The organism is Pseudomonas sp. IT-P4, assembly GCF_949767755.1.
GTDB lineage: Bacteria > Pseudomonadota > Gammaproteobacteria > Pseudomonadales > Pseudomonadaceae > Aquipseudomonas > Aquipseudomonas monachiensis.
This window is the reverse complement of the sequence record NZ_CATKPX010000019.1, coordinates 53094-76863: the sequence shown is the minus strand read 5'-3', so window position 1 is coordinate 76863 and position 23770 is coordinate 53094. Positions and strand designations below refer to the sequence as shown.

Here is a 23770-nt window from a genome sequence, read left to right as displayed (position 1 = left end):
GAAAATGATCGAACCCGGCATTTACAAAGACGTCATGAGCTCGTTCCCGTCCGGGGTCACGGTGGTCACCACCCTGGACCCGGAAGGCGGCATCGTCGGCATCACCGCCAGCGCCTTCAGTGCGCTGTCGATCGATCCGGCACTGGTGCTGTTCTGCCCCAACTACGGCTCCGACACCTATCCGGTGCTGCGCGACAGCAAGCAGTTCGCGATTCACTTGCTGTCCGCCGAGCAGACCGCCGAAGCCTATGCCTTCGCCGGTAAAGGCAAGGACAAGGCCAAAGGTATCGAGTGGCACTTGAGCGATTTGGGTAACCCGATCCTCGCCAAGGCGACGGCGATCATCGAGTGCGAACTGTGGCGCGAATACGACGGCGGTGATCACGCGATCATCGTCGGCGCGGTGAAGAACCTGATCCTGCCCGCGCAACCGGTCACGCCGATGATCTACCACAAAGGCAAGCTGGGGCCGCTGCCCACCCTGGCCTGATGGTTGAACACAATCCCCCTGTGGGAGCGGGCTTGCTCCCACAGGGTCCACCACTTTACTCGGGAGCCGGCATGAGCCCAGCAGCCTCGTTACTGTTCCGTCAGCAGGCCTACATCAACGGCCAATGGCTGGACGCGCCGGATGGCGCCTGTCAGGACATCTTCAACCCGGCCACCGGTGAACTCATCGGCCGGGTGCCGAACCTCGGTGCCGAGCACGCGCGCCAGGCTATCGAGGCCGCCAACAAAGCCTGGACGGCCTGGCGCGCACTGACCGCCAAGGAGCGCAGCAATACGCTCAAGCGCTGGCATGCCTTGATGCTGGAGAACGCCGACGCCCTGGCTGAAATCCTCACCCTCGAACAAGGCAAGCCACTGACTGAGGCCAAGGGTGAAATCCTCTATGCCGCGAGCTTCATCGAGTGGTTCGCCGAAGAGGCCAAGCGCATCTACGGCGACACCATTCCCAGCCACAAGGGTGATGCGCGCATTGTGGTCAGCAAGGAGCCGATTGGCGTCGTCGCGGCCATCACGCCGTGGAACTTCCCGGCGGCGATGATCACCCGCAAGGCCGGCCCGGCGCTGGCGGCCGGTTGCCCGTGCATCGTCAAGCCGGCCCCGGAAACGCCGTTCTCGGCGCTGGCCATGGCCGCACTGGCGGAACAGGCCGGCATTCCAGCGGGCATCTTCAACGTGGTCACTGGCGATGCCATTGCCATCGGTGGTGAGCTGACTTCAAGCCCTCTCGTGCGCAAGTTGTCGTTCACCGGCTCCACCGGGATCGGAAAATTGCTGATGGCCCAGTGCGCGCCGACCCTGAAAAAAGTCTCGCTGGAACTGGGCGGCAACGCGCCATTCATCGTCTTCGACGACGCCGATCTGGAGCGTGCCGTCGATGGCGCGCTGATCGCCAAATTCCGCAACGCCGGGCAGACCTGCGTCTGCGTCAACCGCTTCCTGGTGCAAGACGGCATCCACGACGCCTTTGTCGCGCGCCTGGCCGAGCGGGTTTCGCAGCTCAAGGTCGGCAGCGGTTTCGATGATGGCGTCACCCAAGGGCCGCTGATCAACGAGCGTGCCGTGGCCAAGGTCGAAGACCACGTGCAAGACGCACTGGCCCACGGTGCACAACTGCTGTGCGGCGGCGAGCGCCATGCATTGGGTAACGGCTTCTTCCAGCCGACCGTGCTTATCGGCGTCACCACGCAGATGAAGGTCGCGCGGGATGAAACCTTTGGCCCGCTGGCCGCCGTGTTTCGCTTCAACACCGAGGCCCAGGCCGTCGAGATGGCCAACGACACCGAATTCGGCCTGGCCGCCTACTGCTACACCCGCGACCTGGGCCGCGCCTGGCGCATGAGCGAGGCACTGGAATACGGCATGGTCGGGATCAACGAAGGGCTGATTTCCACCGAAGTCGCACCGTTCGGCGGCATCAAATCTTCAGGCTTGGGCCGTGAAGGTTCCAAGTACGGCATCGAGGATTACCTGGAACTCAAATACACCTTGATGGGCGGCCTCTGAGCCCACGGGAGCGACGCAAATGAGCAACGAAAAATACGAAAAAGGCCTGAAGATCCGCACCCAGGTGCTGGGCGAGACCTACGTCAACCGTTCCATCGAGAACGCCGACGACTTCACTCGACCGTTGCAGGAAATGGTCACCGAATATTGTTGGGGTCATGTCTGGGGTCGTGAGGGTTTGTCGCTCAAGGAGCGCAGCATGATCAACCTGGCGATGATCTCGGCCCTCAACCGGCCCCATGAACTCAAGCTGCATGTGCGCGGCGCCTTGCGTAACGGCCTGAGTCGTGAGCAAATACGCGAAATATTGCTTCAGGTCGGCATTTATTGCGGTGTCCCCGCTGCCGTAGACAGTTTCCGGCTCGCCCGTGAAGCCTTCGCCGAAGCCGATGCCGAGGCCTCCAGTTAACCCTTGGCTGTTTGATCTGACCGGGCACCCAGATTCCCGTAATCGAAGTGTTCTTTTTGCATGGACAGCCACAATCAGAGCGGACCCCATGAAACGCCTGCCACTCGACGACAGCTTCAAGGTCAATCGCAACCCCGTTACCCTGCGCGAAATCGTGCTGGATAAACTGCGAAGCGCCATCATGAACTTCCAGCTCCTGCCGGGAGACCGTCTGGTCGAACGCGATCTGTGCGATCGCCTGGGCGTCAGCCGTACTTCCGTGCGCGAAGCCTTGCGTCATCTTGAATCCGAAGGCCTGGTGGAATTCGCCGACGCCAAGGGCCCGCGTGTCGCGATCATCACCCTGGCCGATGCCGTGGACATCTACGAGCTGCGCTGCGTGCTCGAAGGGCTGATCGTTCAGCTGTTCACCCTGCGCGCCAAGGCCAAGGACATCAAGGCCCTGGAAAAAGCCCTGGAAGAAAACCGCAAGGCGTTGAAAGACGGCGAGCTGCAACAGGTCATCGACTCGGTGCAGGGTTTCTACGACGTGCTGCTCGAAGGCTCGGGCAACCATGTCGCGGCCACTCAGTTGCGCCAGTTGCAAGCACGCATCAGCTACCTGCGCGCAACCTCGGTGTCCCAGGAAAACCGTCGCGGCGCCAGCAACCAGGAAATGGAACGCATGGTCGAGGCGATCAAGGGCGGTGACCCGCTGGCCGCCCACCAGGCATGCGTCGACCATGTGCGTGCAGCCGCTGCCGTGGCCCTGGACTACCTCAAGCGCAAGCAGGAAGAAACCGGCGACATCCCGGCGATCACCCAGCCCATCGCGCTGAAAGAACCGCGCATAGGTCGCTGACATGTTCAGCCCGAGCTTTTGCCCCAAGTGCGGCAGCGCAGACCTTAGGTCACAGTTGCCGCCGGGCGATACGCACGAGCGCCTGATGTGCCGCGGCTGCGGCTACATCCATTACGTCAATCCGAAGATCATTGCCGGCTGCATCATCGAGCAGGACGGCAAGTACCTGTTGTGCCAGCGCGCCATTCCACCGCGCCCCGGCACCTGGACCCTGCCGGCGGGCTTCATGGAAAGCGGTGAGACCACCGAGCAGGCGGCCTTGCGCGAAGTCTGGGAAGAAAGCGGCGTGCGTGCGGAAATCGTCTCGCCCTATTCGATCTTCAGCGTGCCGCAGATCAGCGAGGTGTACATCATCTTCCGCGCCATCGCGCTGGAGATCACCGGGCAGTACGGGCCGGAAACCCTCGACTACCAGTTCTTCGCGCCTGAGGATATTCCCTGGGACAGCATCTACTACCCGGCGATCCGGCAGATTCTTGAGCGCTATATCGAGGAGCGCCAGGCCGGGGTGTATGGCATCTACATGGGTAATGATGACAGCGGGAAGATTCACTTTATTCGCTGATGCTGCGGGTTTTGACCGTGTACATATCCGTTTCTTTGGTAACGGCCGCTTAAGGTTCCGCCCTTACGGCGGGTCACTTGGAAAAGCCTGCGCGGCCCGGCGCAAAGTAACCAAACGCTCTTGCCCCTGACATTCGGCCTCACGAGGGGGCGTGCACCGCAACAGCGCCCGAGGCGGCCTACCGGCCTGGTTCTGATGTGTGCGTGTTTCCCTGTAGGAGCTGTCGAGTGCAACGAGGCTGCGATCTTTTGATTTTTGACAATGTCGAAGGGTGCGGAAAATCAAGATCAAAAGATCGCAGCCTGCGGCAGCTCCTACAGGGGGGAATGCGTTTAGCCGAAAGAGATTGGTCGGCCATAAGGCCGCCATCGTCGGAACGCCGCCCGGACCAAGCTCGCTCCCACAGAAGAGCAAAGGCAGAGCAGCCCACACCACCGCGTCGCTTCTCACCACTCATCAGGCCGAGCGTTAGCTCGCCTGCAGCTCTTGATCTTGATCCAACCGCCCCCTCGGCAGGCTGAGTGGAGGTGTTCATCCGGGGATGGGCGCGCAGCGCCGTTCGACGCAGTCGAACTCATTGCATGTAGGTCGAAGCGAAGCCGACCGGAGGGCAATGCCCCTGGATGAATACCGCAGCGAAGGAACCCCGAGCCCCAGCGAGGGGCCGTACGTTCGGGGCGAGACCTTTGGTTCCTTTGGGCTGGGCCGGCACTCCGGCGTTTGCCAAAGGGACTCGCCGTAAGGGCGAAACCATAAGTCGCCGTTACCGCAGCAACGGATATGTACTCAACCAAAACTACAAACCAAGACGAAACTGCTTCGGAGTAATCCCGAACTGCTTGCGAAACGCCCGAATGAAATTACTCGGTTGCCGATACCCCAACCGCTCGGCAATCCGCTCGATCGGCTGATCCCCCGCCGTCAACCAGTGCCGCGCCATCTCCAGGCTGTCACTGCGGGTATGCTGCACCGCCGCAGTCTGCCAGTGCCGCAACATACTCTGATGCAAAAAACCGTTGGCCCCGAGCAGAGGCTCATCGAGACTGGCAGCCGGCAGGCTCAGGCACGGATGTGAACCCTCCAGCACCTCGACACCAGCGCTACGCAACCATTGCCCGGCAGCCTGTTGCGGTGTCAGTTGGACCGCGATGAACACCTTGGCCGGCGCTCGCCCCAAACGTCGGGCGATGTTGCGCACCAACGTCAGGGTCGCCGCATCGAGGCCGAAAAAATGTGGCTGCCGGTCAGCACTGCGCAAGTGCAAACGAGCCTGCCCGTCACCCTCCTCCAATTCCGCCACCACGTAATTGGTTACCCGCGGCAGGAAATCGGTGAAACACGCCAGGCTCGCCCGCAGGGTCGCGGCGGAGTCCAGCAGAATGTTCAACCCCCGCAGCGTAGTGGTCGCCATGCCGTTGACCAGATCGCAACCAAACGACACCCCCGCGCCCGCACGTTCGCATTCACTCCACAGGCGTTCGACCAGATGCACGGGCACATGCAGGTCCTGCCCTTCGAGCAATGACAGGCAGATGCCGGCCCGTTCCAGCAGTTGGTCCTGACACAGGCCGGACTGCCGGGCATGGCTGAGAATGGTGCGGGTGAAGGCGCTGGAAATGAACAGTTGAGGGGTCATGGCAGGTTACGGCGAGAAGACAGGCGTGTACTTATGCCAGCCTCTGTGCTATCGATCCAATGCATTAAAAGTATCCGCCGAATGCAGGAGACGCATGATGGACCTACGACAACTCCGCCACCTTGTCGCCCTGGCCGATTACCGCAACTTCGGCCGGGCCGCCGAGGCGATCAACCTCAGCCAACCCGCCTTCAGTCGCAGCATCCAGACCCTGGAGCGCGACCTCGACTGCGCGCTGGTAGAACGCAGCAGTCGCGAATTCCGCCTGACTGGCCAGGGTGAACTGGTGCTGCAACACGCCCGGCGCCTGCTCGCCGGCAGCCAGGCCTTGCACAACGAACTGACGCAATACAACGGCCTGACCGGTGGCGAGTTGCACTTCGGCTGCGGCCCGTACCCGGCCCAGGTGCTGGTGCCCGAGGCGCTGGCGGAATTCATCCAGGCGCACCCGGCGATCCGCATCAGTTTCCACCAGGGCGACTGGGAGCAACTGGCGGTCTGGCTTCGTGAGCAGCAGATCGAATTCCTGGTGGCCGACGCGCGGTACTTCACCGGCGACCCGCAATACCAGGTTCAGCTGCTGCGCCCTCGACGCGGGCGGTTCTTTTGCCGTGTCGGTCATCCCTTGGTGCAGCAGCAGAACCCGACCCTGCGCGCCCTGCTCGACTACGCGGTGGTCGGCACGCGGATACCGCCGATGATCCGCAAGATCCTCGCCGACGTGCAGGGCGAGGCAGACTTCAACCCGAGCGTGGAATGCGCGCAATTCGATGCGATCCGCCGTGTGGTGATGCGCTCCGACGCGGTGGGTATCGCCACCGTGGAGGCCTTGGCCGAACTGGTCGATCAGGGCCTGATCCACCTGCTGGAGTTTGCCGATGTGCCCAAGGACGATCCCGGCCTGCAATTGCACTACGGCATTGTCAGCCGTGCCGGGCATTCCCTGACACCGGCCGCGCTGGCGATGGTCGATGCGGTGCTGTCGGTTGACCGGCGCTTGCTGGCCTCGAATTAAGGCCTGCCTGCAACGCCGCAATCCTTGTGGGAGCGGGCTTGCTCGCGAAAGCGGTATGTCATTCAACAATGATGTCGACTGACACGGCCCCTTCGCGAGCAAGCCCGCTCCCACAGGGGCTGATTTCACCACGAAGTCACGCACGCCGCGCCAGCGCCTGCAATGCCCGGGGCTCACCGAGGGCGCGCAGCAGGCAATGCATCGCCTCCTCGCGGCTGCGCTCGAAGCGATAGCGCGACTCGATGTACAGCGCCAGTTTCAATTCCACCGGTTCGTCCAGGGGCAGCGGCACGTGTTGCAGGCCCAGCACGTTGGCGACCCGGCTTGGCAGGCTGATGCCGAACGGCTGGCGATCGGCGATCAGCTTCGCGGCCAGGGTGCTTTGGGTGCTCATCGCCACATTCCGCCTCAGGCCTTTCAAACCAAGCTGCAAGTCCACCGGGCTGAGCCCGTCGCGGCGGCTGGATACCTGGATCTGCGGCTGCTCCAGATACGCCTGCAGGGTGCGCGGCGGTTCCTTGAGCGCAGCGCCATAGGCGAACACGTAATGGTCGGCGGGCAGTGCCTGTTTGTGCAGGCCGGCAAGTCCGGCCAGCGGCTGGTCGAGGTCGATCAGGATATCCAGCTTGCCGCTGGCCAGGTCCTGCAGGGCGTCACGGCGCCGGGGCTGGAAATAACGCACCTGCCAATCGGCGTGGGGCGATTCGAGCAAGGCATCGAGCAACACCGGTTGCAGGCAGTCCAGACAACTGATGCGCAGCAGCGGATTGCTCTGCCGCGCGGCGGGAATCATGCGCAAGCCATCGCGCAATGACTCTAGCGCGGCACGCACGTAGTCAGCCAGACGATGGGCGACCAGTGTCGGCGTCACCCCCAGGCGACTCTTGATGAACAGCGGGTCGCCGCACAATTCCCGCAGGCGACGCAACGCATTGCTCATGGCCGGTTGCGACAGACACATCACCTCGGCCGCACGGGTGACGCTACGCTGCTGGTAAATCGCATCGAAGGCGAGCAACAGGTTCAAATCGAGCTGGCGTAAATCAAGCATGGTCTTGCTCCGGCAAATCGCTTAACGTCGGGCAGCCTAACCAGTGTTCCGGAACAAGCTGTGAGCCCTACATGACAAAAAGCGATCAGCCACTGCACGATCAATCGATACCCAACGCGTTCTATGCGCCGACCCTGTTGCCGGCGATCGAAGAGTTGCTGGCCCGTGGCGTGGACCGGGACAGTATCGAAGACCTGTTTCGCCGCAGCCTGTTCGAGTTGCGCACGCCATTCATGCGCATTCCGCTGTTCATGTCGCGGCGCTTCTGGGCGTTTGCCCTGGAGCAGACCGGCGACCCGCTGATCGGCCTGGCGGCTGGCCGGCGTTTCGTTTCCACCGCCACCAACGGACTGACATACCTGTTCGACGTGGCCGCCTCACTGGACAGCGCCTGCCAGTATTTCGTGCGCTTCTTTCCGTTTTTCAACGGGCACTTCCAGGCCCGGATCGTGCGCGGCGACGACAGCGTCGAATTACGCCTGCTCGACCGTGGCAGCGTGAAAGCCAGCGCGGCGACCACCGATTACATCCTCATCAGCCTGTGCAGCATGTTGCGGCGAAAGTTCCTCGCCAGCGGCCTGGAGCGTGATCCGGTTCTGGGCGTCGGGCTGGCCGGCGCTTGCACGGCCAATGCGCAGGACCATCAACAAGCCTTTCGCGCACCGGTGCAATGGGGACAGGCGCAGCACTCGATCCGCCTCGATCCGCAGCTGTTCGTCATCCCGTTGACGCCGGGCAATCATGACCTGGAAAACACGCTGATAGAGCTGCTGGAGCAGACCCGACGCAACAGCGAACCGACCTTGCTCGAGCAAGTCTGCGACCATTTGATCGGCGACCTCGCCGGGGCCAACTGGCAGCAATTCTGTACCACCCAGCACTTGCTCGAGCGCACCGCCGCCCGACGCTTGAAGGCATTGGGCTGGAGTTTTTCAGAGTTGCTCGACGAATACCGCCGCTACCGGGCCGAAGACTTTTTGCAGGGAACGGACCTGGAGCTGGTGGAGATCTCCGACCGCCTGGGCTACAGCGATGTGCAAAGCTTCAACCGTGCCTGCCTGCGGTGGCTGGGGTGCGCGCCGGGAGCCTGGCGAACCCGGCAAGGTCAATAGAAAACCACGCCCGTGCGCCACGGGTGCCTTGGTTTTTTGCGTCCCCCCATTTTGTCGTTTGCAAGACCGGCGTACGACACTGAACACCTTTGGGAGCGAGCTTGCTCGCGATGGGGCCAGCAGGACCCGCACACTATTGAGCCCAGGGCATCAGCCCTTCACCACCACCCACGTAAAACACAAAGGCAGCTGCGCCACCTGCTGTTGATAGCGGTCATAGAGTTCTTCGCGGTTGGAGTGCGGGTATTCCCTGAAGTGACGGATCTGCAACCCTGCCGCAATGGCCGCGCTGAAGAGGTCGCCCAGGGTGTGGACGAACCAGTAGGACGGCGCGGCTGGCTGTTCGATCTTGCCTTCGTAGACGATCGGTTCGTGCTGTATGAACGGTTCGCGGCGGAAGTATGAACTGGCCAGACGAAAAGGATCGGCCGCCTCGGGGTCGAGCATTTCCAGGAACGGGTGGGTTTCGTAAACCACCAGTGCGCCACCCGGCTTCAGCGTGCGCGCCACATGGTGGAAGAACTCACCGATGTCCGGCATCCAGTTCAAGACCCCGATGGTGATCAGCGCCAGGTCAAAGCGCTCCTGCAGTTCGACCGGCAAGTGGTGGATGTCCGCTTCGATGAATTGCGGCGCGTGGGGCGAGCGGGACGCCAGTTCCCGTGCCTGCCCGAGAAAGGCTTCAGACTGGTCGACGCCCACCACGCTGCGCGCCCCCAAAGCGAACAGCGACAGGCTTTCACGACCGTTGTTGCAGCCCAGTTGCACCACGTCCTTGCCTTCGACACCCGTCTGGGTCAGCAAAGCGGTCAGGGTGTCATCCAGGCAGGAGAAATCCGCGTGTTCCACGCCCTTCAACAAGGCTTGCCATTCGCTGGAGTCCTTATGGTGACGGGCGGAATCATTCCAGGCCTCGCGGTTACTGGCGATGGCTTGTTCTTTTGTCGGCAGTTCCATTGCATGCTCCAGGGTCCGGGTCGTCGATTTGACCGGCCGGAGTCTAGATCAACCTCATCCGGGCAGGTGTTGTGAACTTGTAATCCGCGCAGCATCGACGGCTGTCCACGGCGCCAGCTATAGTTAAAGACCTTGAGGGTAATGTGGTTAAACCGATCTAGCAGGTGTTGCCATGAAAAAGACCGACCTGACGCTTTTGCTCGCCGTCTGCCTGGGCGCAACCGCTGTCGTCCACGCCGACGACTTGCCCACCACCAACTACAGCAGCGAATTCAACTATTACGGCGCCGACCAACCCTTCGCGCACCCCGCACCACCGTCGATGAACATCATCCCGCCGGGCTCGTACATCCCGACCGCACCCGGGAATTTCATCCCGGTTTCCAGCGAGCACGTGTTTTCCGACTCGCGCCTGCCGACAGTGGCCGACGCCACGGTCCGGGTGTTTATCCGCTCCTACGATCCGGAGCGTGGCGTGTACGTCAACCAGGAAGTCGAGAACCCCAGTTGCATGATGTCCTGTCTGAGGGAAGGCCCGGTGTTGCAGTGAACACTAGGGGGCGTTCTCAATTAGTTTCCCCACCGCGTTGTCGCCTTAAAGCTGGCCAGGCAAGGCGTAGGCCGCTGGGAATGGTTGTTCCCTTTCCAAGGCCTGCAAAGCAGCATGGCCAGCTTTAAGGCACAACCCGAAGGGCCGGGCCTGCTGTTGTGCAGGGCTGTGTTGCTCGAAGCTGATTTGGAATGACCAAACTACGCTTCTCGCGCCTTGCCCTGCACAACAGCAGACCCGGCGCGGTAGGGAAACTAATTGAGAACGCCCCCTACCACTGGCGCTTGTCCGGACGGGCGAGGCCGAGTTTTTCGATCCGGTAGCGCAACATGTCACGGCTCAGACCCAGCAGGCGTGCCGATTTGGTGACGTTCCAGTCGGTCTTGTCGAGCATCTTGCGCACCATGTCGCGCTCCACTTCCGGCAGGTTCATGGAATCACTACCGTTGAAGGACGCACGCTGTTCGCTGAAATGTGCTGGCTCGTGATGAAACATCGGTGGCTCATCCATCAGGCTCAGGCAGACGTTCAGCTGATGGGCGGCAATGGTGTCGCTTTGCGCCAGCAACACGGTTTGCTCCAGCATGTTGCGCAATTCGCGCACGTTGCCCGGCCAGCTGTAGCTGAGCAGCAAATCTTCGGCCTGGTCGCTGAAATGCAGGTTCGGCTTGCCGTAGCGTTTGCCATGTAGCGCCAGGAAGTGCCGGGCCAGCAGCAGGATATCGGCGCCACGGGCATACAGGCGCGGCACCTTGATGGAAATGATGCGCAGACGGAAGAACAGGTCACGGCGGAATTTGCCTTGCTGGACCATCTGTTCGAGATTGCAGTTGGTGGCGCTGATCACCCGCAGATCGACCTTGCGTTCCTTTACCGAACCGACCCGGCGAATGGTCCGGTCTTCCAGCAGTTTCAGCAGCTTGGCTTGCAGCAGCAAGTCCATTTCACCGATTTCATCGAGGAACAGCGTGCCGCCGTCGGCCGCTTCCACCAGCCCCATGCGACGATCCTTGGCGTCGGTGAAGGCGCCCTTCTCGTGGCCGAACAGTTCCGATTCCACCAGATTGGACGGGATCGAAGCACAGTTGAATTCAATGAACGGGCCTTTGGCGCGCGGGCCGTCGAAGTGCAAGGCCCGGGCCACCAGTTCCTTGCCGGTGCCTGTCTCGCCTTCGACCAGTACCGGCGGCAGGTCGCTGTTGGCCATGCGCCGCTCGGCGTCGAGCAACTGGGTGATGGTGCCCTTGAGGTACGCCATCGGTGCCGATTCGCCAATCAGTGCCTGTACCCCCGACTTCTGGGCCTCGCGCTCCTGGTAAAACGACAGCGTGCGCTCCATGCGGTCGGTGGCCAGGGCCTTGTCCAGCAGCAGCTTGAGCTCTGGCAGGGCCACGGGTTTGGTGACGTAGTGAAAGGCGCCCTCTTTCATCGCCACCACGGCGTCTTCGACGTTGCCGTAGCCGGTCATCATGATCACTTTCAGATCCGGCGCGCTGATGCGCAGCTTCTGGATCAGGTCGTGACCACTCATGCCTGGCAACGAGTTGTCGGTCAGTACCACGTCAGGCGCGAAAGAACCCAATTGCTCCAGTGCATCTTCAGCCGAGTGGCAGACGGTCACCTCGAAGTCCTTGCGCTCCAGGTAAGTCTGAATATTCTCGGCGAGGATTTCGTCATCCTCGACCAGCAGAATGCTGTGCTCCATATGCCCCTCCCGTTGCCACTTTGAAATTGAGACAAACACGGGTTCCTTCCTGCTCCCGGCTGGTCAGTTCGACCGAGCCGTCAAACCGCTCCATTATTCTTTTGACCAGGGCCAGGCCCACGCCCAACCCACCTTGCTTGGTGGTGAAAAACGGCTTGAAGACCATTTGCTGCTGTTGTTTTGAGATGCCCTTGCCGGTGTCGGTCAATGTCATTCTCACGTCGCCGGACACCGAGGAATCGATCTCGATCGTCAGCACGCCGCCCTTGGGCATTGCTTCCAGTGCATTAGCAAACAGGCTATTGAGTATTTGCGTGAGCAGCACCTGCTGGCTGACGACCGGTGGCACGCTGACAGGAGAGAAACGCACCTCGACGTCCGACCGCTTGATCAGGGACTCAAAGGCACTCAGGGTGTCTTCGAGGGCCAGCACCAGATCGACCGTTTCACAGTCGTCATTCATCGGCCGCAACGACACCAGTAATTCACGGACCCAGCGCGACATGCGGTCGACCTGACTGATGATGTCGCCAATGTTTTTCTGTGCGGTCTGGCTGGCGATGTCCTGGGCCAGTTCGGCGCTGGAACGGATATTGGCCAGCGGGTTGCGCAAGCTGTGGGCCACCGCCGAGGACATCTCGCCAAGGGCGACAAAGGTCTCGTTGGCGATCAGTTGTTTCTGCTGGCTCTGCAACAGCGTCGCCGCGCGCCGCACGATCCAGAACAAACCCAGGTAAATGGCCGCCCCGCCGATCAGCGTGGCCAGCCAGATCGCCTTGAAGCCACGCTGAATGCGCTCCACCAGATCCAGCGGCTCCTTATAGATTTCCACCATGGCAATCACTTTGCTTCGGTCGGCGTTGAACATCGGAATGTAGTTCTCGACGAACAAATACTCCGGTTCGCGCAGCAAGCGCTGCTCGGGACGCTCCTCATCGATTTCGTGGTAGCTGGTGGACACCGGCGATTTCATTTCGAAGGACTCGTCCAGTTCAAAGTCATCTTCGATGCGCACGCCAATCAAATCGGAGTTGGTCGACCAGACCACGGTGCGGTCCAGGGCGTACACCGTCGCCAGCAGGATGTCCGGCAGATGCCTCACATGGTCGAGAAACTCAGCGCGGGCGGCGGCCCGGGATACGGGGTTGACGTCGGGGTAGGCATCGTCCATGCGCGGGTCAAGCATTTCACCCATGGTCCGCCCTGGGGCAATGCCGGCATGCCGGATTTCGGCCTCGCCAATGGACTGGATGAACTGGGCGGTCAGCATCGAATCACGCTCGATACTTTCATCGACAACAAAGCGCGTGGAGATGTAACCCAACCCCAGTGCCACCACAGCGATGATCAGAAAGCTTGCCAGGGAAAACCAGCGCAGCAAGTTGAACTGCGGCCGCCAACCCTTGCGTTGTGCTACCGGAGCCTGCGGCGCAGCTACTTTTTGTTGTTCGAGTATCTGCATGGCTGTGTCCTGGGTGCCTGAAATCGAGCCTTTTCAGCCGCTTTCAGGATCAGTGTAGGTGGCATTGACTGCCTTGACCGACCCGCGTGATTTTTTTGACACTACTGCACCCGGGGCGTCTCGGGGTGCGCGACCGAATGATGTTGTTCAGGCTCCTCCTTCACACTGACCAATGGCGCCGCTGGCGGATGCTGACGGTCGGTTTCTTCTCGCAGGAAATCGATGAGGGACTGGGCGGATTTCGCATCCAGGCGCAAGTTGGGCATCGAGATCCGGTTGTAGCGCTCGAACAGCTCCATCGCAATCGGGTCCTTTTCCTCGAGCATGCGGTCAGGTTCGCGGATCCAGCGCTTGAGCCAGGCCGGATCGCGCTGGTAGGTCACACCGATCAGGTCCGGGCCGATGCTGCGCAAGCCGATGCCCTGCCCGTCCAGCGGACCGAGGCTGTGGCAAGAGGCGCAGCGGGTGCGAAACAGCTCTTCGCCATTGCTCGGCGGGCGAATTTCCGGTGCATCGACATAGCTTTCTTCGACACTGGGCTGTTTCCAGTTATGCAGGGTATTGGCCAGTTGATCGGCCAGAATCCACGGGTTTTCGAACGGCGAGGCTTTCATCCAGCGACCCGTTGCCTGGTTGCCGACGATAAGACTCAGGTTGTGGTCCTTATTGCGCCCGTTATCGACGCCTTCGATGAACAGCCCCAGTTTTTTGCGCAGGTCGGTGACGTCGGCGAATTCCCCTGTGAGGAATTTCCACCCGGGCCCGACCTGGAAGCGTTGCGCATAGGCCTTGAGCACCTCGGGGGTATCGCTCAAGGGGTCGATGCTGATGGAGTAGAAGAAGATGTCCTTGCCGACCCGATCCCCCAGCAGTTTCTGCACCTGACGCAAGCGCGCGGTTTCCAGGGGGCAGGAGTCGCTGCACGAGGTGAAAATGAAGTTGATCACCACCACCTTGTCTTTGATCAAGTCATCGAAAAAATGCAGCGGCTGTCCGTCCTGGTCGGTCAACGGGGTGTTGGGGAAATAGTCGGCCCCCCACGGAGTGACGGCTTCAACGACAGCGGATTCGCCAGTGGATGCCGGGGCAGGTGCGGGCGTCGACGTCGGCTGGCTGGCGACCAGCAGTTGGCTGGCCAGCAAACCGGTCACCAGCATCAGCACCAGGTGCATGCCCAGGGCTCGTGAGCGTGGTGAATGTATCTCTTTTTTTTCCATCACCAGCCGCCTCGATGTGGTGAAGGGGGTAATGGTGGTTTTGCAAGGACCTCGCCAATCATGTGTTTTTCTATAAAAAAGTACTAACACTCCATAAAACAATGATTTATCAAAATCAATGGGCGATGACCGGGGAGATGACCGGGGATTGATACCCAATGTTGGGGGTAGTTCATCCCCGTTTTCAGGTGGCCAGAACAAATGACAGCCGCACAGTGGTGCCCTCGCCTTCACTGCTGTCGAGGCTCACCGCACCGCCAAATCGCTCCATGATCCGCTTGACCAACACCAGCCCGACGCCCAGCCCGCCCTGCTTGGTGGTGAAAAACGGCCGGAAGGCCATTGTGCGCTGTTCTTCGCTCATGCCTTTGCCGGTATCGCTCACCCTCACGCTGACGCTCTGGGCATCGCACGGTTCGATTTGGATGGTCAGGGTGCCACCCGCGTCCATGGCCTCCACCGCATTGGACAGCAGGCTGTTGAGGATCTGGGTCAGTTGCACGTGTTGGCTCAGCACCATGGGCGTCTGGTCCGGCTCGAACACCACGCTGACCCTGGCCTTGCCGATCTGGTGCTCGTAAGCCATCAGGCTGTCATGCAGGGCCGCCACCAGGTTCACCGGTTCCGCCTCGTCATTGAGCGGTCGCAGGGACTGGAGCAACTCCCGCACCCATGTCGACATGCGATCGACCTGGCCAATGATGTCGTTGATGTTCCTGTGTGCCGGGCCGCTGTCGAACTCTATCGCCAACTCGGCGCTTGAACGGATGTTCGCCAAAGGATTGCGCAGACTGTGGGCGACCGCCGAGGACACCTCTCCCAGAGCCACAAAGGTTTCGTTGGTGATCAATTGCTTTTGCTGCGTCGCCAGCAGGATCGCCGCCCGCCGCACGATCCAGTACAGCCCCAGGTAAATAAGACCGCCGCCCAGGGCGGTCGCCAGCCAGATCAGCACCAGGCCGCGCTCCATGCGGTTGATCAGGTCCTGCGGTTCCTTGTAGATCTCGACCATCGCCGTGACGGTGCTGCCATCGGCGTCCAACAGGGGGATATAGTTTTCGATGAAGATGTATTTGGGGGGCTCCACAAACTTCTGCTCCATGCGGGATGTGTCCACACCGTGGAAACTGGTCGACACCGAAGTCTTGGCGTTGAAAGCACGGTCGAGGTCTTCATCGGCACGGTTGGTGATGCCCATCAAGGCCGGATTGGTCGACCAGATCACCATGCGGTCGGGGGCATAGATGTTGGCCAGGATCACGTCCGGCAAGTTTTCGATGTGGTCGAGGAATTCATCACGGGCACTGGCACGGGACAGCGGGTCGACGTCAGGAAAGTCCTTGTCTTTTCGTGGGTCGAGCAACTCGCCCATGGTCCTGACGTTGGGAATCGCCACATGCCGCACTTCGGCCGCGGCAATCGCCTGGACGAATTGCGAGGTCAACAGCGCATCGCGCTGCACGCTTTCGGTAATCACGAACCGCGTGGACACCGCCCCCAGCGCCACCGCCACCGTGCCGATCACCACCATGCTGACCAGTGAAAACCAGCGCAGCAGATTGAACGGCTCCTTGCGCGTGTTCAAGCGAACTTCGCTGTCGGTCGCAAGTACTTTGGCGATGGTGTTCATGGACACGGTTCCCGGAAACCCCCTATAGGTTTATAGCCCAGCCATGGCCGTTTGCCCGAACCTGGGGACTGCGATACCCCACCCACCCCGCGGCCCCGTCACCCCCAAAGCGGGGGACAGTTGCCCGCGCCATAACCTCCCGTACTGCCGCCAACGATTGCGCCAAGGCCTTTACTGCGGGCTTCTCACGGGCGTTTTTGCCGATTGGTATGGAAGTTGCCGATATCCCTGCCAACTGCCCCATCCCCAAGGGGCAGGTACTTCGACAGAGGGAATACCCATGCACCCGTTACTGTGCAAAACCGCGACTGCCCTGGTCATGACCGCTCTAGCCCAAGGCATGGCCCAGGCAGCGCTGTTTGCCGTAGACCCCGGACCCTACCTGCCAGCCAATGGCAATTTCGCCGCCTGGTATCAAGACAGCCACGGCCGCACCCTTGACCTATGTTTATCAAAGGCTGTCAGTTCCAGGGTTGCCAGCGCGCCAGGCGCTCCGACTTACATGTGCTCGCTGATCCCTAATCCCGGCATTTTCGATGACAATCAACCGTTGGTCTTTCCGACCAATTTCCCCGACGAAGCGTTCTGGGCCACAGGCGAAACAACCATCGTCGATGCCGCCCGAGGCATCGACCTGACCTATGTCTCGGCGCTCGAAGCAGCCTTCAGTGGTGGGGATCCACTGGAGGGTGACCAGATCAGCTTCGCCCGCATTCGTGTTCGCATCGACGTGCCCACCGCCGGCACTTACGTCATCACCCACCCCTACGGCGTCGAAGTGTTCAACGTCGACACTCCCGGCCGACGGGCGATCAACATGACCCGGGACATTGGCATCGGTGCGCCGAAAACCTACGACGGCGCGCTCAAGGGCGATGTCGGGCCGTTCCTGCGCAGCGTCAACGGTCCCTACACCGAAACCAACCCGAGCACTGGCCAGGCCGAACAATTCGTCGGTGATCCGAACCTCGCCGAAGCCGTCACCGGCAGCCCGTTCAACACCAACTACGTGCGCATCGAAGGCCCCAATGGCCTGGACTTGCGCACCAACCTCTTCGCCGTATCCGGCAAATTGTCGAAGGTGGTCCGGCCGACCCCGGTAATCGCCGAGCGCAGCACCTACTCGCGACAAGCCGGCACCAGCGCCCCGGTGGCCCAGCAGGACGTGTTCGTGTTGGCCCCGCCGCCACCGGCCACCGTGACCCTGGACAGCAACAACCCGGTACTGAACTTCACCGAAGCGAACACCACCGGCCACTGGTATGCGCAGTCGCCGAACAATCCGACGCTGCCGAGCACCTTGCAGGTGACTGCCGACAACCACCTGGCCATCGCCAGCAGCACGCCGACCATTTTGCCCATGCCGCTGACCGACCTGGTGACGATCTCACGCGCCGAGTACAGCCTGAGCACCGGGCAAATCACCATCGTGGCCTCGACCAGCGATGAAACGTCGCCTCCGGTGCTCACCGCCAGCTCCGGCACCGGTATCGCCATCGGCGCCTTGAGTGGTGACGGCGCCGTGAAAAGCCTGGCCACCGGCATCTCGCCGATTCCGCCGGCCCAGGTTCGTGTGTCGTCCTCCAATGGCGGCAGCGATACCGAAGAAGTGGTCATCGTGCAATGAACGCCCACATGCCCGGATCCTCATCAGGAGGCATCATGAACAAATGGCCACGCCTGGCGCTCAACGCCCTGGGACTGACTCTATCGCTGACCGGCAGTGCCTTCGCGCAACTCGCCGCCGTCGATCCCGGCCCTTACACCTTTGCCACCGGGAAATTCCCGATCTGGTATCAGGACACGAATTTGCTGTCGATGGAGTTGTGCCAGTCCCGCGCCGCCAGCTCGCGGGTGGCCGCCAGTGTGCCACCGGCCTACATGTGCACCCTGCTGCCGACGCCGGGTATTTTCGATGACACCCTGCCGATGGTGTTCCCGGATAACTGGCCAGACGAAGCCTTCTGGTTCCTTGCCGAGACCAGCATCCCCAACGACACCGCAGGCTATGGCATGGACGCCTATGTCGCCGGGATCGAGGCCGCATTTGCCGGTGGCAACCCGCTCGATGGCGACCAGGTCAGCTTCGCGCGGATTCGCATGCGGGTGAACATTCCCGTTGCCGGGACCTACACCATTACCCACCCCTATGGCGTGGAAACGGTGAACGTCACCACCACCGGGCGTCGTGCGATAAACATCACCAGGGACGTCGGCATCGGTGCGCCGGGCGTTTTCAGCGGTGCGGTCAACGGAGCGATCGGGCCGTTCCTGCGCAGCGTCAACGGCCCCTACACCGAGGTGAACCCGGACTCCGGCGCCGTCGAAACCTTCGTCGGCGACCCCAACCTCACCGAAGCCGTGACCGGCAGCCCCAACAACACCAACTTCGTGCGCATCCAGGGTCCGGCCGGGGCTATCCAGACCAACCTGTTCACCCTGTCCGGCAAGGTGCTCGACAACCGCGCGCAAACCGCGGTGGACATGACCCGTGCCACCTACCGCCGGATAGCCGGCACGGGCGGCAACAACACCCGGGTCGAAGTGTTTGCCAAAGCCACCAACGGCTCGACCCTGTGCTTTCGCGAAAGCATCGCCCTGGTCCCCGGCCCGCCTGTATCGCCCTGCCAGACCAACATGGTGAGCGATAACAACGGCGTGTTCTTCGCCCAGCATCTGCTGGTCAACGGGACGGTGCCGCCAGTCGTGGTAGTCACCGCCACCGACCCCGCCGGGACCACTCGCCCGACCGCGGTGTCGAGCAAGCTCTCGGACGTGGTGAAAATCCAGACCGCCCGTTACAGCTGGAGCAACCACAGCCTGCTGATCGAGGCCACCTCCACGGACGAAGTGGTGGTACCGGACATGGTCGCCCAGGGTTACGGGCGGCTGTCGAAAACCGGAATCCTGCAGCGCCTGACGGTGACTGACCTGACCCAACCTCCTGCAACCGTGACGGTCAAGTCCGCCGCTGGCGGCAGTGACACCGAGCCCGTTGTCGTCGTGGGTACGGCGCCGGACAGCGGCCTGAACCAGCGGCCGCTTGCGGTTGCCGACGCTGGCAGCACCAGCTTCGGTGTGCCGCTCACCCTCAACGTGCTGGCCAATGACAGCGACCCGGACGGCAATACCCCGCTGAGCATTACTGCGCTGACCCAACCGGCCACCGACCAGGGCTCCGTGGCATTGAGCGGCACTACGGCGGTGGTCTACACCCCTCCCGCTGTCGTCAACGCGCCGCTGACCGCGACCTTCACCTACAAGGCCCAAGACGTCAAAGGCCTGGCCTCGACGACAGCGGCAACCGTGACCATTACCGTGGCGCCTAACCGGCCTCCGGTGGCAGTCGCCGATGCCGCCACGACACTGGGTGTGGCGATTCCAATCAACGTGCTGGCCAACGACACCGACCCAGAAGGCAATGTGCCACTCGCGGTCGCCAGCTTCACTCAGCCACCGGCAAATCGCGGCACCGTCAGCAGTAACGGCACGGTGCTCACCTATACCCCACCGGCCACCATCACCACGGCCTTCACCACGACCTTCACCTACATCGCCCGGGACAGCTTCGGCGCCCAGTCGACGTCGCCGGCCACGGTCACGGTGCAGGTCTCGCCACGGCCCGCGGCGGAAACCTTCGCAGTGACCACCGCAACGGTGAGTGCCCGTTCCAATAACCGCTTCACCTGGAACTTTGCCGGCACCTCATCGGTGACCACCGGCAACACCATCACTATCAAGGTCACCACGCCGACCGGGCTCGTCACCCTGGGCACCACCGTACCGGTGAACGGTCGCTGGCGGTTGACGGTGAACAACACCACCACGGTCGTACCGTCGGCGAACCCGACCGCCACGATCACCTCGTCCCAAGGCTCCGTGCGGACAGTGCCGGTGATCGCCAACTGAGCCTGCGCCCCATTCGCCACGTTGGTTGATGGGGCCGGCTTGAACCCTATGGAAAAACGCGGCCTCGGGTGGGGGCCGCGTTTTTTTGCCGGGTTTGTTCGTCTGTGAGAATTGAGTCGGCTGACAGGCCGTCATCGCGAGCAAGTCGGATCGCCGCACCGTCGCTCCCACAGAAGAGCAAAGGCAGAGCGGCGTACACCCACGCTCTTCACCACTCATCAGGCCGAGCGTTAGCTCGCCTGCAGCTCTTGATCTTGATCCACCCGCCCCCTCGGCAGGCTGAGCGCAGGTGTTCATCCGGGGATTGGCGCGCAGCGCCGTTCGACGCAGTCGAACACATTGCATGTAGGTCGAAGCGAAGCCGACCGGAGGGCAATGCCCCCGGATGAATACCGGAGCGAAGGAACCCCGAGCCTCAGCGAGGGGCCGTACGTAAGGGGCGAGACCTTTTGGTTCCTTTTGGGGCGTTTGCCAAAAGGGACTCGCCGTAAGGGCGAAACCACCAGCCGCCGTTACTAAGGAAACGGATATGCACTCAGACCCACAACCTGATCGACGAGTCCCGTCAGTGGCACACTGGCAAGAGGCGCTGGCTGAGCGCCAACACACCGCGCTGACTGCGCGGTGTGTTGAATGAACGACTAGCGCACCAGTCGCTCGGCCAACGCCTTGGCCTGGCTGGCCACATCGGTGACGGCGGTACTTTCCCACCACATCCCGCGCAACGGCGGGCCCATGGCAAACAGACGACTGGCGGGATGACCCTCGGCGTCCAGGACCGCGCCATCGACTTCTGCGGCGATGCCCAGAGCCAAGGGCCCGGGCCGGACCAGGCCACGGGCAAGCAGTTGCCGTGGCAACGGTCTCGCGACCCGGCGCCAGTCGTACTCGATACCGCTGGAATTGATCAGGGCGGCACCGCTGACCACGCAGGTCTGCGCCTCGCCGCGCCGTCGAAGGCGAATACTCACCTCGCCATTCAGCGAGGGCTCAAGGCCCTGGTAAGAGGCTGCGTGAATACGTAACCGCCCTTCTTTATACAAGCGCTCCACCAGTTCGGCGCTCAAGGGTGGCGAGCGGTGATGGTGGCTTTCCCACCACGGTCGCACATGTCGCACGAACTGCCGACGCTGTATATCCGTCGCCTGATGCCACAAGCGGCCGATGTGTGCCCGCACCGTGTCCAGTGGCGCTTGCCAGTCGATGCCCAGGGCGATGGCGTCCCGGCAGTGGCGACGCAATTCACGCATCAACTGGCGGGGTGTGCGGATGTTCTGATCTTCAGCGAGAAAGTCCACCCAGGCCGGCGGCTGGCGGCGCACATGGGGCAGCAGGCCATGGCGGGAAAACACTTCGATCGGCCCGCGATGCCCGGCCTGCTCCAGGGACACCACGGCGTCGACCATGGTCAGGCCCGAGCCGATGATCATGACCGTCGATTGCGGATCGAGTCGCTGCATGGCTGTCACGTCCCACGGATCGAGGGCCGCCGCATTCAAGCCGCTGGAGCGGGTTTGTGGCGTACGCGCGGCGGGAAACATCCCGGTGGCCAGTACCGCAAACGCGCCCTGCACGCATCGGCCGTCGCTCAAGGTCAACCGCACGGCATCGGCATCGGCTTGCAAGTCGACCACTTCGGCCTGCACATGCTCGACCGTCGAACCGTTCAAGGCGCCCACCGCCTGCGCTTCGGCCAGGCGTTGCCGGGCGTACAGGCCGAATACGCCCCGTGGCGGAAACAGTTCGCTGATCGGCACGTGCTGCTGATCCGACTCCGGCCAGCCGCCCGCCTCGATGTACCCGGTCAGCCATTGGGTCAGGTCGTCGGCGTTGTCCGGGTCGACACTCATCCGCGCCGCGTTGCCGTTAAGGGTATGGCCCGGTTCCACCGCGCTGTAGGCTTCACCCCGCCCCAACTCGGCCCGGGGCTCGAACACCAGCACCCGGCGCCGGCCCGGCAAACGCATCAACTGCGCCGCCAGCATCGCGCCACTGAGGCCGCCGCCGACAATCAGGATATCGGCGTCATTGGTCAAGTTCTGGCCCATCGTGCACTCCCTGTTCAGATCACCACATTACGCACAAACTTCGCCGCCACCGCCCCGTCGTTGCGATAACAGTGCGGCTGGTTGCTGGCGAACATGAAGAATTCACCCGCCGCGATATTCTGCGCCTGGTCGCCGAGCATAACGGTCAGGCAACCTTCGAAGACATAAATCTGCTCGCTCCAGCCATCGGCGTCCGGTTCCGACGGATACACCTCGCCCGGCTGCAGGCACCACTCCCACTGCTCGACTTCACGGCTGGCCTGGGCCTTGGAGAGCAACACCGCCCTGCTGCCGGGGATCGTGCCGGTCCAGGCCAGTTCATTGATACGACTGGGATCCCGGGCGTCGGGGGCCTGGATCAGATCACTGAAGGCGACGTCGAGGGCTTCGGCCACCCGGTCGAGGGTGGTCAGGCTGACGTTCTTTTCCCCCGCCTCGATCGCCACCAGCATGCGACGGCTGACACCGGACTTTTCGGCCAGCGCCGTCTGGCTCAGTTCGGCGACATGACGCAAACGACGGACGTTTTGACTGACGTGCTGGAGGACCGATGCCCGTTGGGTAGAATCTTTGTGCACTATATTGCTCACTGAGTGGGGTTGGGCAGTATACTGCGCAACATACGACGCATTGTGCGTCCCCCTCCAGTAGCGTGCAAGGTCATGACGTCGGTGAACTCCCCAATGGCTTCCTCCCGTTTTACAAGGTTCAGCAAGGCCGAATGCGTGCTGGTGCTGATCACCATGGTCTGGGGCGGTACCTTCCTGCTGGTGCAGCATGCGATGACCGTCAGCGGCCCGATGTTTTTCGTCGGCCTGCGCTTTGCCGCCGCCGCAAGCATCGTCGCCCTGTTTTCCTGGCGTCACCTGCGCGAGCTGACCCTGCTCGAACTCAAGGCCGGGGCGTTTATCGGCGTGGCCATCATGCTCGGCTACGGCTTGCAGACGGTCGGGTTGCAGAGCATTCCCAGCAGCCAATCGGCATTCATTACCGCGCTGTACGTCCCGTTTGTGCCGTTGCTGCAATGGCTGGTGCTGGGACGGCGTCCGGGGTTGATGCCAAGCATCGGCATCATGCTGGCCTTTACCGGGTTGATGCTGTTGTCCGGGCCGTCCGGTGCGTCTTTCAACTTCAGCCCCGGTGAAATCGCCACTTTGATCAGTGCCGTGGCCATTGCGGCCGAGATCATCCTGATCAGCACCTATGCCGGCCAGGTCGATGTGCGCCGGGTGACGGTGGTGCAACTGGCGGTCACTTCGGTGCTGTCGTTCCTGATGGTGGTGCCGACCAACGAAGCGATACCGGACTTCTCCTGGTTGCTGTTGTGCAGCGCGCTGGGCCTGGGGGCGGCGAGCGCGGCGATTCAGGTGGCGATGAACTGGGCACAGAAAAGTGTGTCACCGACCCGCGCCACGCTGATCTATGCCGGCGAGCCGGTGTGGGCCGGGATTGTCGGGCGCATTGCCGGGGAACGCTTGCCGGCCATTGCCCTGGTCGGGGCCGGGTTGATTGTAGCGGCGGTGATAGTCAGTGAGTTGAAGACCAAGGGTAAGGGTGCGGCGGTTGATGAAGTGCTGGAAAGCGAAAGCGGCAACTGAAGCATACAGATCAAAAGATCGCAGCCTGCGGCAGCTCCTACATTGAAATGCG

At 62.0% G+C, this 23770-nt stretch carries 20 protein-coding genes; 11 read left to right on the top strand and 9 right to left on the bottom strand.

Annotation, left to right across the window (positions count from 1 at the left end; genetic code table 11):
* Positions 1-4 precede the first annotated feature (4 nt).
* From ACM6IT_RS04695 to ACM6IT_RS04675, 5 genes are all read left to right on the top strand, one after another.
* On the top strand, positions 5-490 hold the full coding sequence (locus ACM6IT_RS04695; RefSeq protein WP_056723952.1) for a flavin reductase family protein: 486 nt from the start codon (positions 5-7) through the stop codon (positions 488-490).
* Positions 491-561: 71 nt separating this feature from the next.
* Positions 562-2013, top strand: a complete 1452-nt coding sequence (locus ACM6IT_RS04690) for an NAD-dependent succinate-semialdehyde dehydrogenase (protein ID WP_414917611.1) — start codon at positions 562-564, stop codon at positions 2011-2013.
* A gap of 19 nt (positions 2014-2032) precedes the next feature.
* On the top strand, positions 2033-2422 hold the full coding sequence (locus tag ACM6IT_RS04685; RefSeq protein ID WP_414912859.1) for a carboxymuconolactone decarboxylase family protein: 390 nt from the start codon (positions 2033-2035) through the stop codon (positions 2420-2422).
* 88 nt (positions 2423-2510) lie between these two features.
* On the top strand, positions 2511-3263 hold the full coding sequence (locus ACM6IT_RS04680; protein ID WP_046042558.1) for a GntR family transcriptional regulator: 753 nt from the start codon (positions 2511-2513) through the stop codon (positions 3261-3263).
* 1 nt (position 3264) lies between these two features.
* Positions 3265-3828 (top strand): NUDIX hydrolase, encoded by a 564-nt coding sequence (locus tag ACM6IT_RS04675; RefSeq protein ID WP_056723948.1) that lies wholly within the window; start codon positions 3265-3267, stop codon positions 3826-3828.
* A gap of 796 nt (positions 3829-4624) precedes the next feature.
* Here ACM6IT_RS04675 and ACM6IT_RS04670 read toward each other — a convergent pair.
* Positions 4625-5464 carry an AraC family transcriptional regulator gene (locus ACM6IT_RS04670; RefSeq protein ID WP_223542257.1) on the bottom strand — a complete coding sequence of 280 codons (840 nt, stop codon included), beginning with the start codon at positions 5462-5464 and terminating at the stop codon, positions 4625-4627.
* A gap of 97 nt (positions 5465-5561) precedes the next feature.
* Here ACM6IT_RS04670 and ACM6IT_RS04665 point away from each other — a divergent pair, with 97 nt between their 5' ends.
* On the top strand, positions 5562-6479 hold the full coding sequence (locus ACM6IT_RS04665) for a LysR family transcriptional regulator (RefSeq protein WP_414912860.1): 918 nt from the start codon (positions 5562-5564) through the stop codon (positions 6477-6479).
* A 136-nt stretch (positions 6480-6615) separates the two neighbouring features.
* Here ACM6IT_RS04665 and ACM6IT_RS04660 read toward each other — a convergent pair whose 3' ends face one another.
* Positions 6616-7530, bottom strand: coding sequence for a LysR family transcriptional regulator (locus tag ACM6IT_RS04660; RefSeq protein WP_056723942.1), 915 nt, complete (start codon positions 7528-7530; stop codon positions 6616-6618).
* Between the two features lie 71 nt (positions 7531-7601).
* Between ACM6IT_RS04660 and ACM6IT_RS04655 the strand changes: the two genes are divergently transcribed.
* Positions 7602-8642 carry an AraC family transcriptional regulator ligand-binding domain-containing protein gene (locus tag ACM6IT_RS04655; protein ID WP_414912861.1) on the top strand — a complete coding sequence of 347 codons (1041 nt, stop codon included), beginning with the start codon at positions 7602-7604 and terminating at the stop codon, positions 8640-8642.
* A 150-nt stretch (positions 8643-8792) separates the two neighbouring features.
* Here the strand turns inward: ACM6IT_RS04655 and ACM6IT_RS04650 are convergent, their stop codons facing one another.
* Positions 8793-9599, bottom strand: a complete 807-nt coding sequence (locus ACM6IT_RS04650; protein WP_056723939.1) for a class I SAM-dependent methyltransferase — start codon at positions 9597-9599, stop codon at positions 8793-8795.
* 172 nt (positions 9600-9771) lie between these two features.
* On the opposite strand from ACM6IT_RS04650, the gene ACM6IT_RS04645 reads away from it, so the two are divergent.
* Positions 9772-10149 (top strand): hypothetical protein, encoded by a 378-nt coding sequence (locus ACM6IT_RS04645; RefSeq protein WP_223542260.1) that lies wholly within the window; start codon positions 9772-9774, stop codon positions 10147-10149.
* A gap of 271 nt (positions 10150-10420) precedes the next feature.
* Here the strand turns inward: ACM6IT_RS04645 and ACM6IT_RS04640 are convergent, their stop codons facing one another.
* The 4 genes from ACM6IT_RS04640 to ACM6IT_RS04625 all read right to left on the bottom strand — a co-directional run bounded on the left by ACM6IT_RS04640 (position 10421) and on the right by ACM6IT_RS04625 (position 16163).
* On the bottom strand, positions 10421-11854 hold the full coding sequence (locus ACM6IT_RS04640) for a sigma-54-dependent transcriptional regulator (RefSeq protein ID WP_056723936.1): 1434 nt from the start codon (positions 11852-11854) through the stop codon (positions 10421-10423).
* Positions 11823-13316 (bottom strand): sensor histidine kinase, encoded by a 1494-nt coding sequence (locus ACM6IT_RS04635; RefSeq protein WP_414912862.1) that lies wholly within the window; start codon positions 13314-13316, stop codon positions 11823-11825. The genes ACM6IT_RS04640 and ACM6IT_RS04635 overlap by 32 nt, the downstream gene beginning before the upstream one ends.
* A 101-nt stretch (positions 13317-13417) precedes the next feature.
* Positions 13418-14533, bottom strand: a complete 1116-nt coding sequence (locus ACM6IT_RS04630) for an SCO family protein (protein ID WP_056723933.1) — start codon at positions 14531-14533, stop codon at positions 13418-13420.
* A gap of 184 nt (positions 14534-14717) precedes the next feature.
* Positions 14718-16163: a sensor histidine kinase gene (locus ACM6IT_RS04625; protein ID WP_056723931.1), complete on the bottom strand. Its 1446-nt coding sequence runs from the start codon at positions 16161-16163 to the stop codon at positions 14718-14720.
* A 280-nt stretch (positions 16164-16443) separates the two neighbouring features.
* On the opposite strand from ACM6IT_RS04625, the gene ACM6IT_RS04620 reads away from it, so the two are divergent.
* Together ACM6IT_RS04620 and ACM6IT_RS04615 are read left to right on the top strand one after the other, a co-directional pair.
* Positions 16444-17790 carry a hypothetical protein gene (locus ACM6IT_RS04620; RefSeq protein ID WP_223541959.1) on the top strand — a complete coding sequence of 449 codons (1347 nt, stop codon included), beginning with the start codon at positions 16444-16446 and terminating at the stop codon, positions 17788-17790.
* Positions 17791-17825: 35 nt separating this feature from the next.
* Positions 17826-20072 (top strand): Ig-like domain-containing protein, encoded by a 2247-nt coding sequence (locus ACM6IT_RS04615; protein ID WP_414917610.1) that lies wholly within the window; start codon positions 17826-17828, stop codon positions 20070-20072.
* A 641-nt stretch (positions 20073-20713) separates the two neighbouring features.
* Here the strand turns inward: ACM6IT_RS04615 and ACM6IT_RS04610 are convergent.
* Both ACM6IT_RS04610 and ACM6IT_RS04605 read right to left on the bottom strand, forming a co-directional pair.
* Positions 20714-22120: an FAD/NAD(P)-binding protein gene (locus ACM6IT_RS04610; protein ID WP_414917609.1), complete on the bottom strand. Its 1407-nt coding sequence runs from the start codon at positions 22118-22120 to the stop codon at positions 20714-20716.
* Between the two features lie 14 nt (positions 22121-22134).
* Positions 22135-22698, bottom strand: a complete 564-nt coding sequence (locus tag ACM6IT_RS04605; RefSeq protein WP_414917608.1) for a helix-turn-helix domain-containing protein — start codon at positions 22696-22698, stop codon at positions 22135-22137.
* Between the two features lie 84 nt (positions 22699-22782).
* Here ACM6IT_RS04605 and ACM6IT_RS04600 point away from each other — a divergent pair, with 84 nt between their 5' ends.
* Positions 22783-23718, top strand: a complete 936-nt coding sequence (locus ACM6IT_RS04600; protein ID WP_414912865.1) for a DMT family transporter — start codon at positions 22783-22785, stop codon at positions 23716-23718.
* The last annotated feature ends 52 nt before the right edge of the window (positions 23719-23770 follow it).

Bases quoted from the DNA above. Each gene is read 5' to 3' on its own strand.
- ACM6IT_RS04695 (WP_056723952.1), top strand. From the start codon at position 5: ATGATCGAACCCGGCATTTACAAAGACGTCATGAGCTCGTTCCCGTCC.
- ACM6IT_RS04690 (WP_414917611.1), top strand. From the start codon at position 562: ATGAGCCCAGCAGCCTCGTTACTGTTCCGTCAGCAGGCCTACATCAAC.
- ACM6IT_RS04685 (WP_414912859.1), top strand. From the start codon at position 2,033: ATGAGCAACGAAAAATACGAAAAAGGCCTGAAGATCCGCACCCAGGTG.
- ACM6IT_RS04680 (WP_046042558.1), top strand. From the start codon at position 2,511: ATGAAACGCCTGCCACTCGACGACAGCTTCAAGGTCAATCGCAACCCC.
- ACM6IT_RS04675 (WP_056723948.1), top strand. From the start codon at position 3,265: ATGTTCAGCCCGAGCTTTTGCCCCAAGTGCGGCAGCGCAGACCTTAGG.
- ACM6IT_RS04670 (WP_223542257.1), bottom strand. From the start codon at position 5,464: ATGACCCCTCAACTGTTCATTTCCAGCGCCTTCACCCGCACCATTCTC.
- ACM6IT_RS04665 (WP_414912860.1), top strand. From the start codon at position 5,562: ATGGACCTACGACAACTCCGCCACCTTGTCGCCCTGGCCGATTACCGC.
- ACM6IT_RS04660 (WP_056723942.1), bottom strand. From the start codon at position 7,530: ATGCTTGATTTACGCCAGCTCGATTTGAACCTGTTGCTCGCCTTCGAT.
- ACM6IT_RS04655 (WP_414912861.1), top strand. From the start codon at position 7,602: ATGACAAAAAGCGATCAGCCACTGCACGATCAATCGATACCCAACGCG.
- ACM6IT_RS04650 (WP_056723939.1), bottom strand. From the start codon at position 9,599: ATGGAACTGCCGACAAAAGAACAAGCCATCGCCAGTAACCGCGAGGCC.
- ACM6IT_RS04645 (WP_223542260.1), top strand. From the start codon at position 9,772: ATGAAAAAGACCGACCTGACGCTTTTGCTCGCCGTCTGCCTGGGCGCA.
- ACM6IT_RS04640 (WP_056723936.1), bottom strand. From the start codon at position 11,854: ATGGAGCACAGCATTCTGCTGGTCGAGGATGACGAAATCCTCGCCGAG.
- ACM6IT_RS04635 (WP_414912862.1), bottom strand. From the start codon at position 13,316: ATGCAGATACTCGAACAACAAAAAGTAGCTGCGCCGCAGGCTCCGGTA.
- ACM6IT_RS04630 (WP_056723933.1), bottom strand. From the start codon at position 14,533: ATGGAAAAAAAAGAGATACATTCACCACGCTCACGAGCCCTGGGCATG.
- ACM6IT_RS04625 (WP_056723931.1), bottom strand. From the start codon at position 16,163: ATGAACACCATCGCCAAAGTACTTGCGACCGACAGCGAAGTTCGCTTG.
- ACM6IT_RS04620 (WP_223541959.1), top strand. From the start codon at position 16,444: ATGCACCCGTTACTGTGCAAAACCGCGACTGCCCTGGTCATGACCGCT.
- ACM6IT_RS04615 (WP_414917610.1), top strand. From the start codon at position 17,826: ATGAACAAATGGCCACGCCTGGCGCTCAACGCCCTGGGACTGACTCTA.
- ACM6IT_RS04610 (WP_414917609.1), bottom strand. From the start codon at position 22,120: ATGGGCCAGAACTTGACCAATGACGCCGATATCCTGATTGTCGGCGGC.
- ACM6IT_RS04600 (WP_414912865.1), top strand. From the start codon at position 22,783: ATGACGTCGGTGAACTCCCCAATGGCTTCCTCCCGTTTTACAAGGTTC.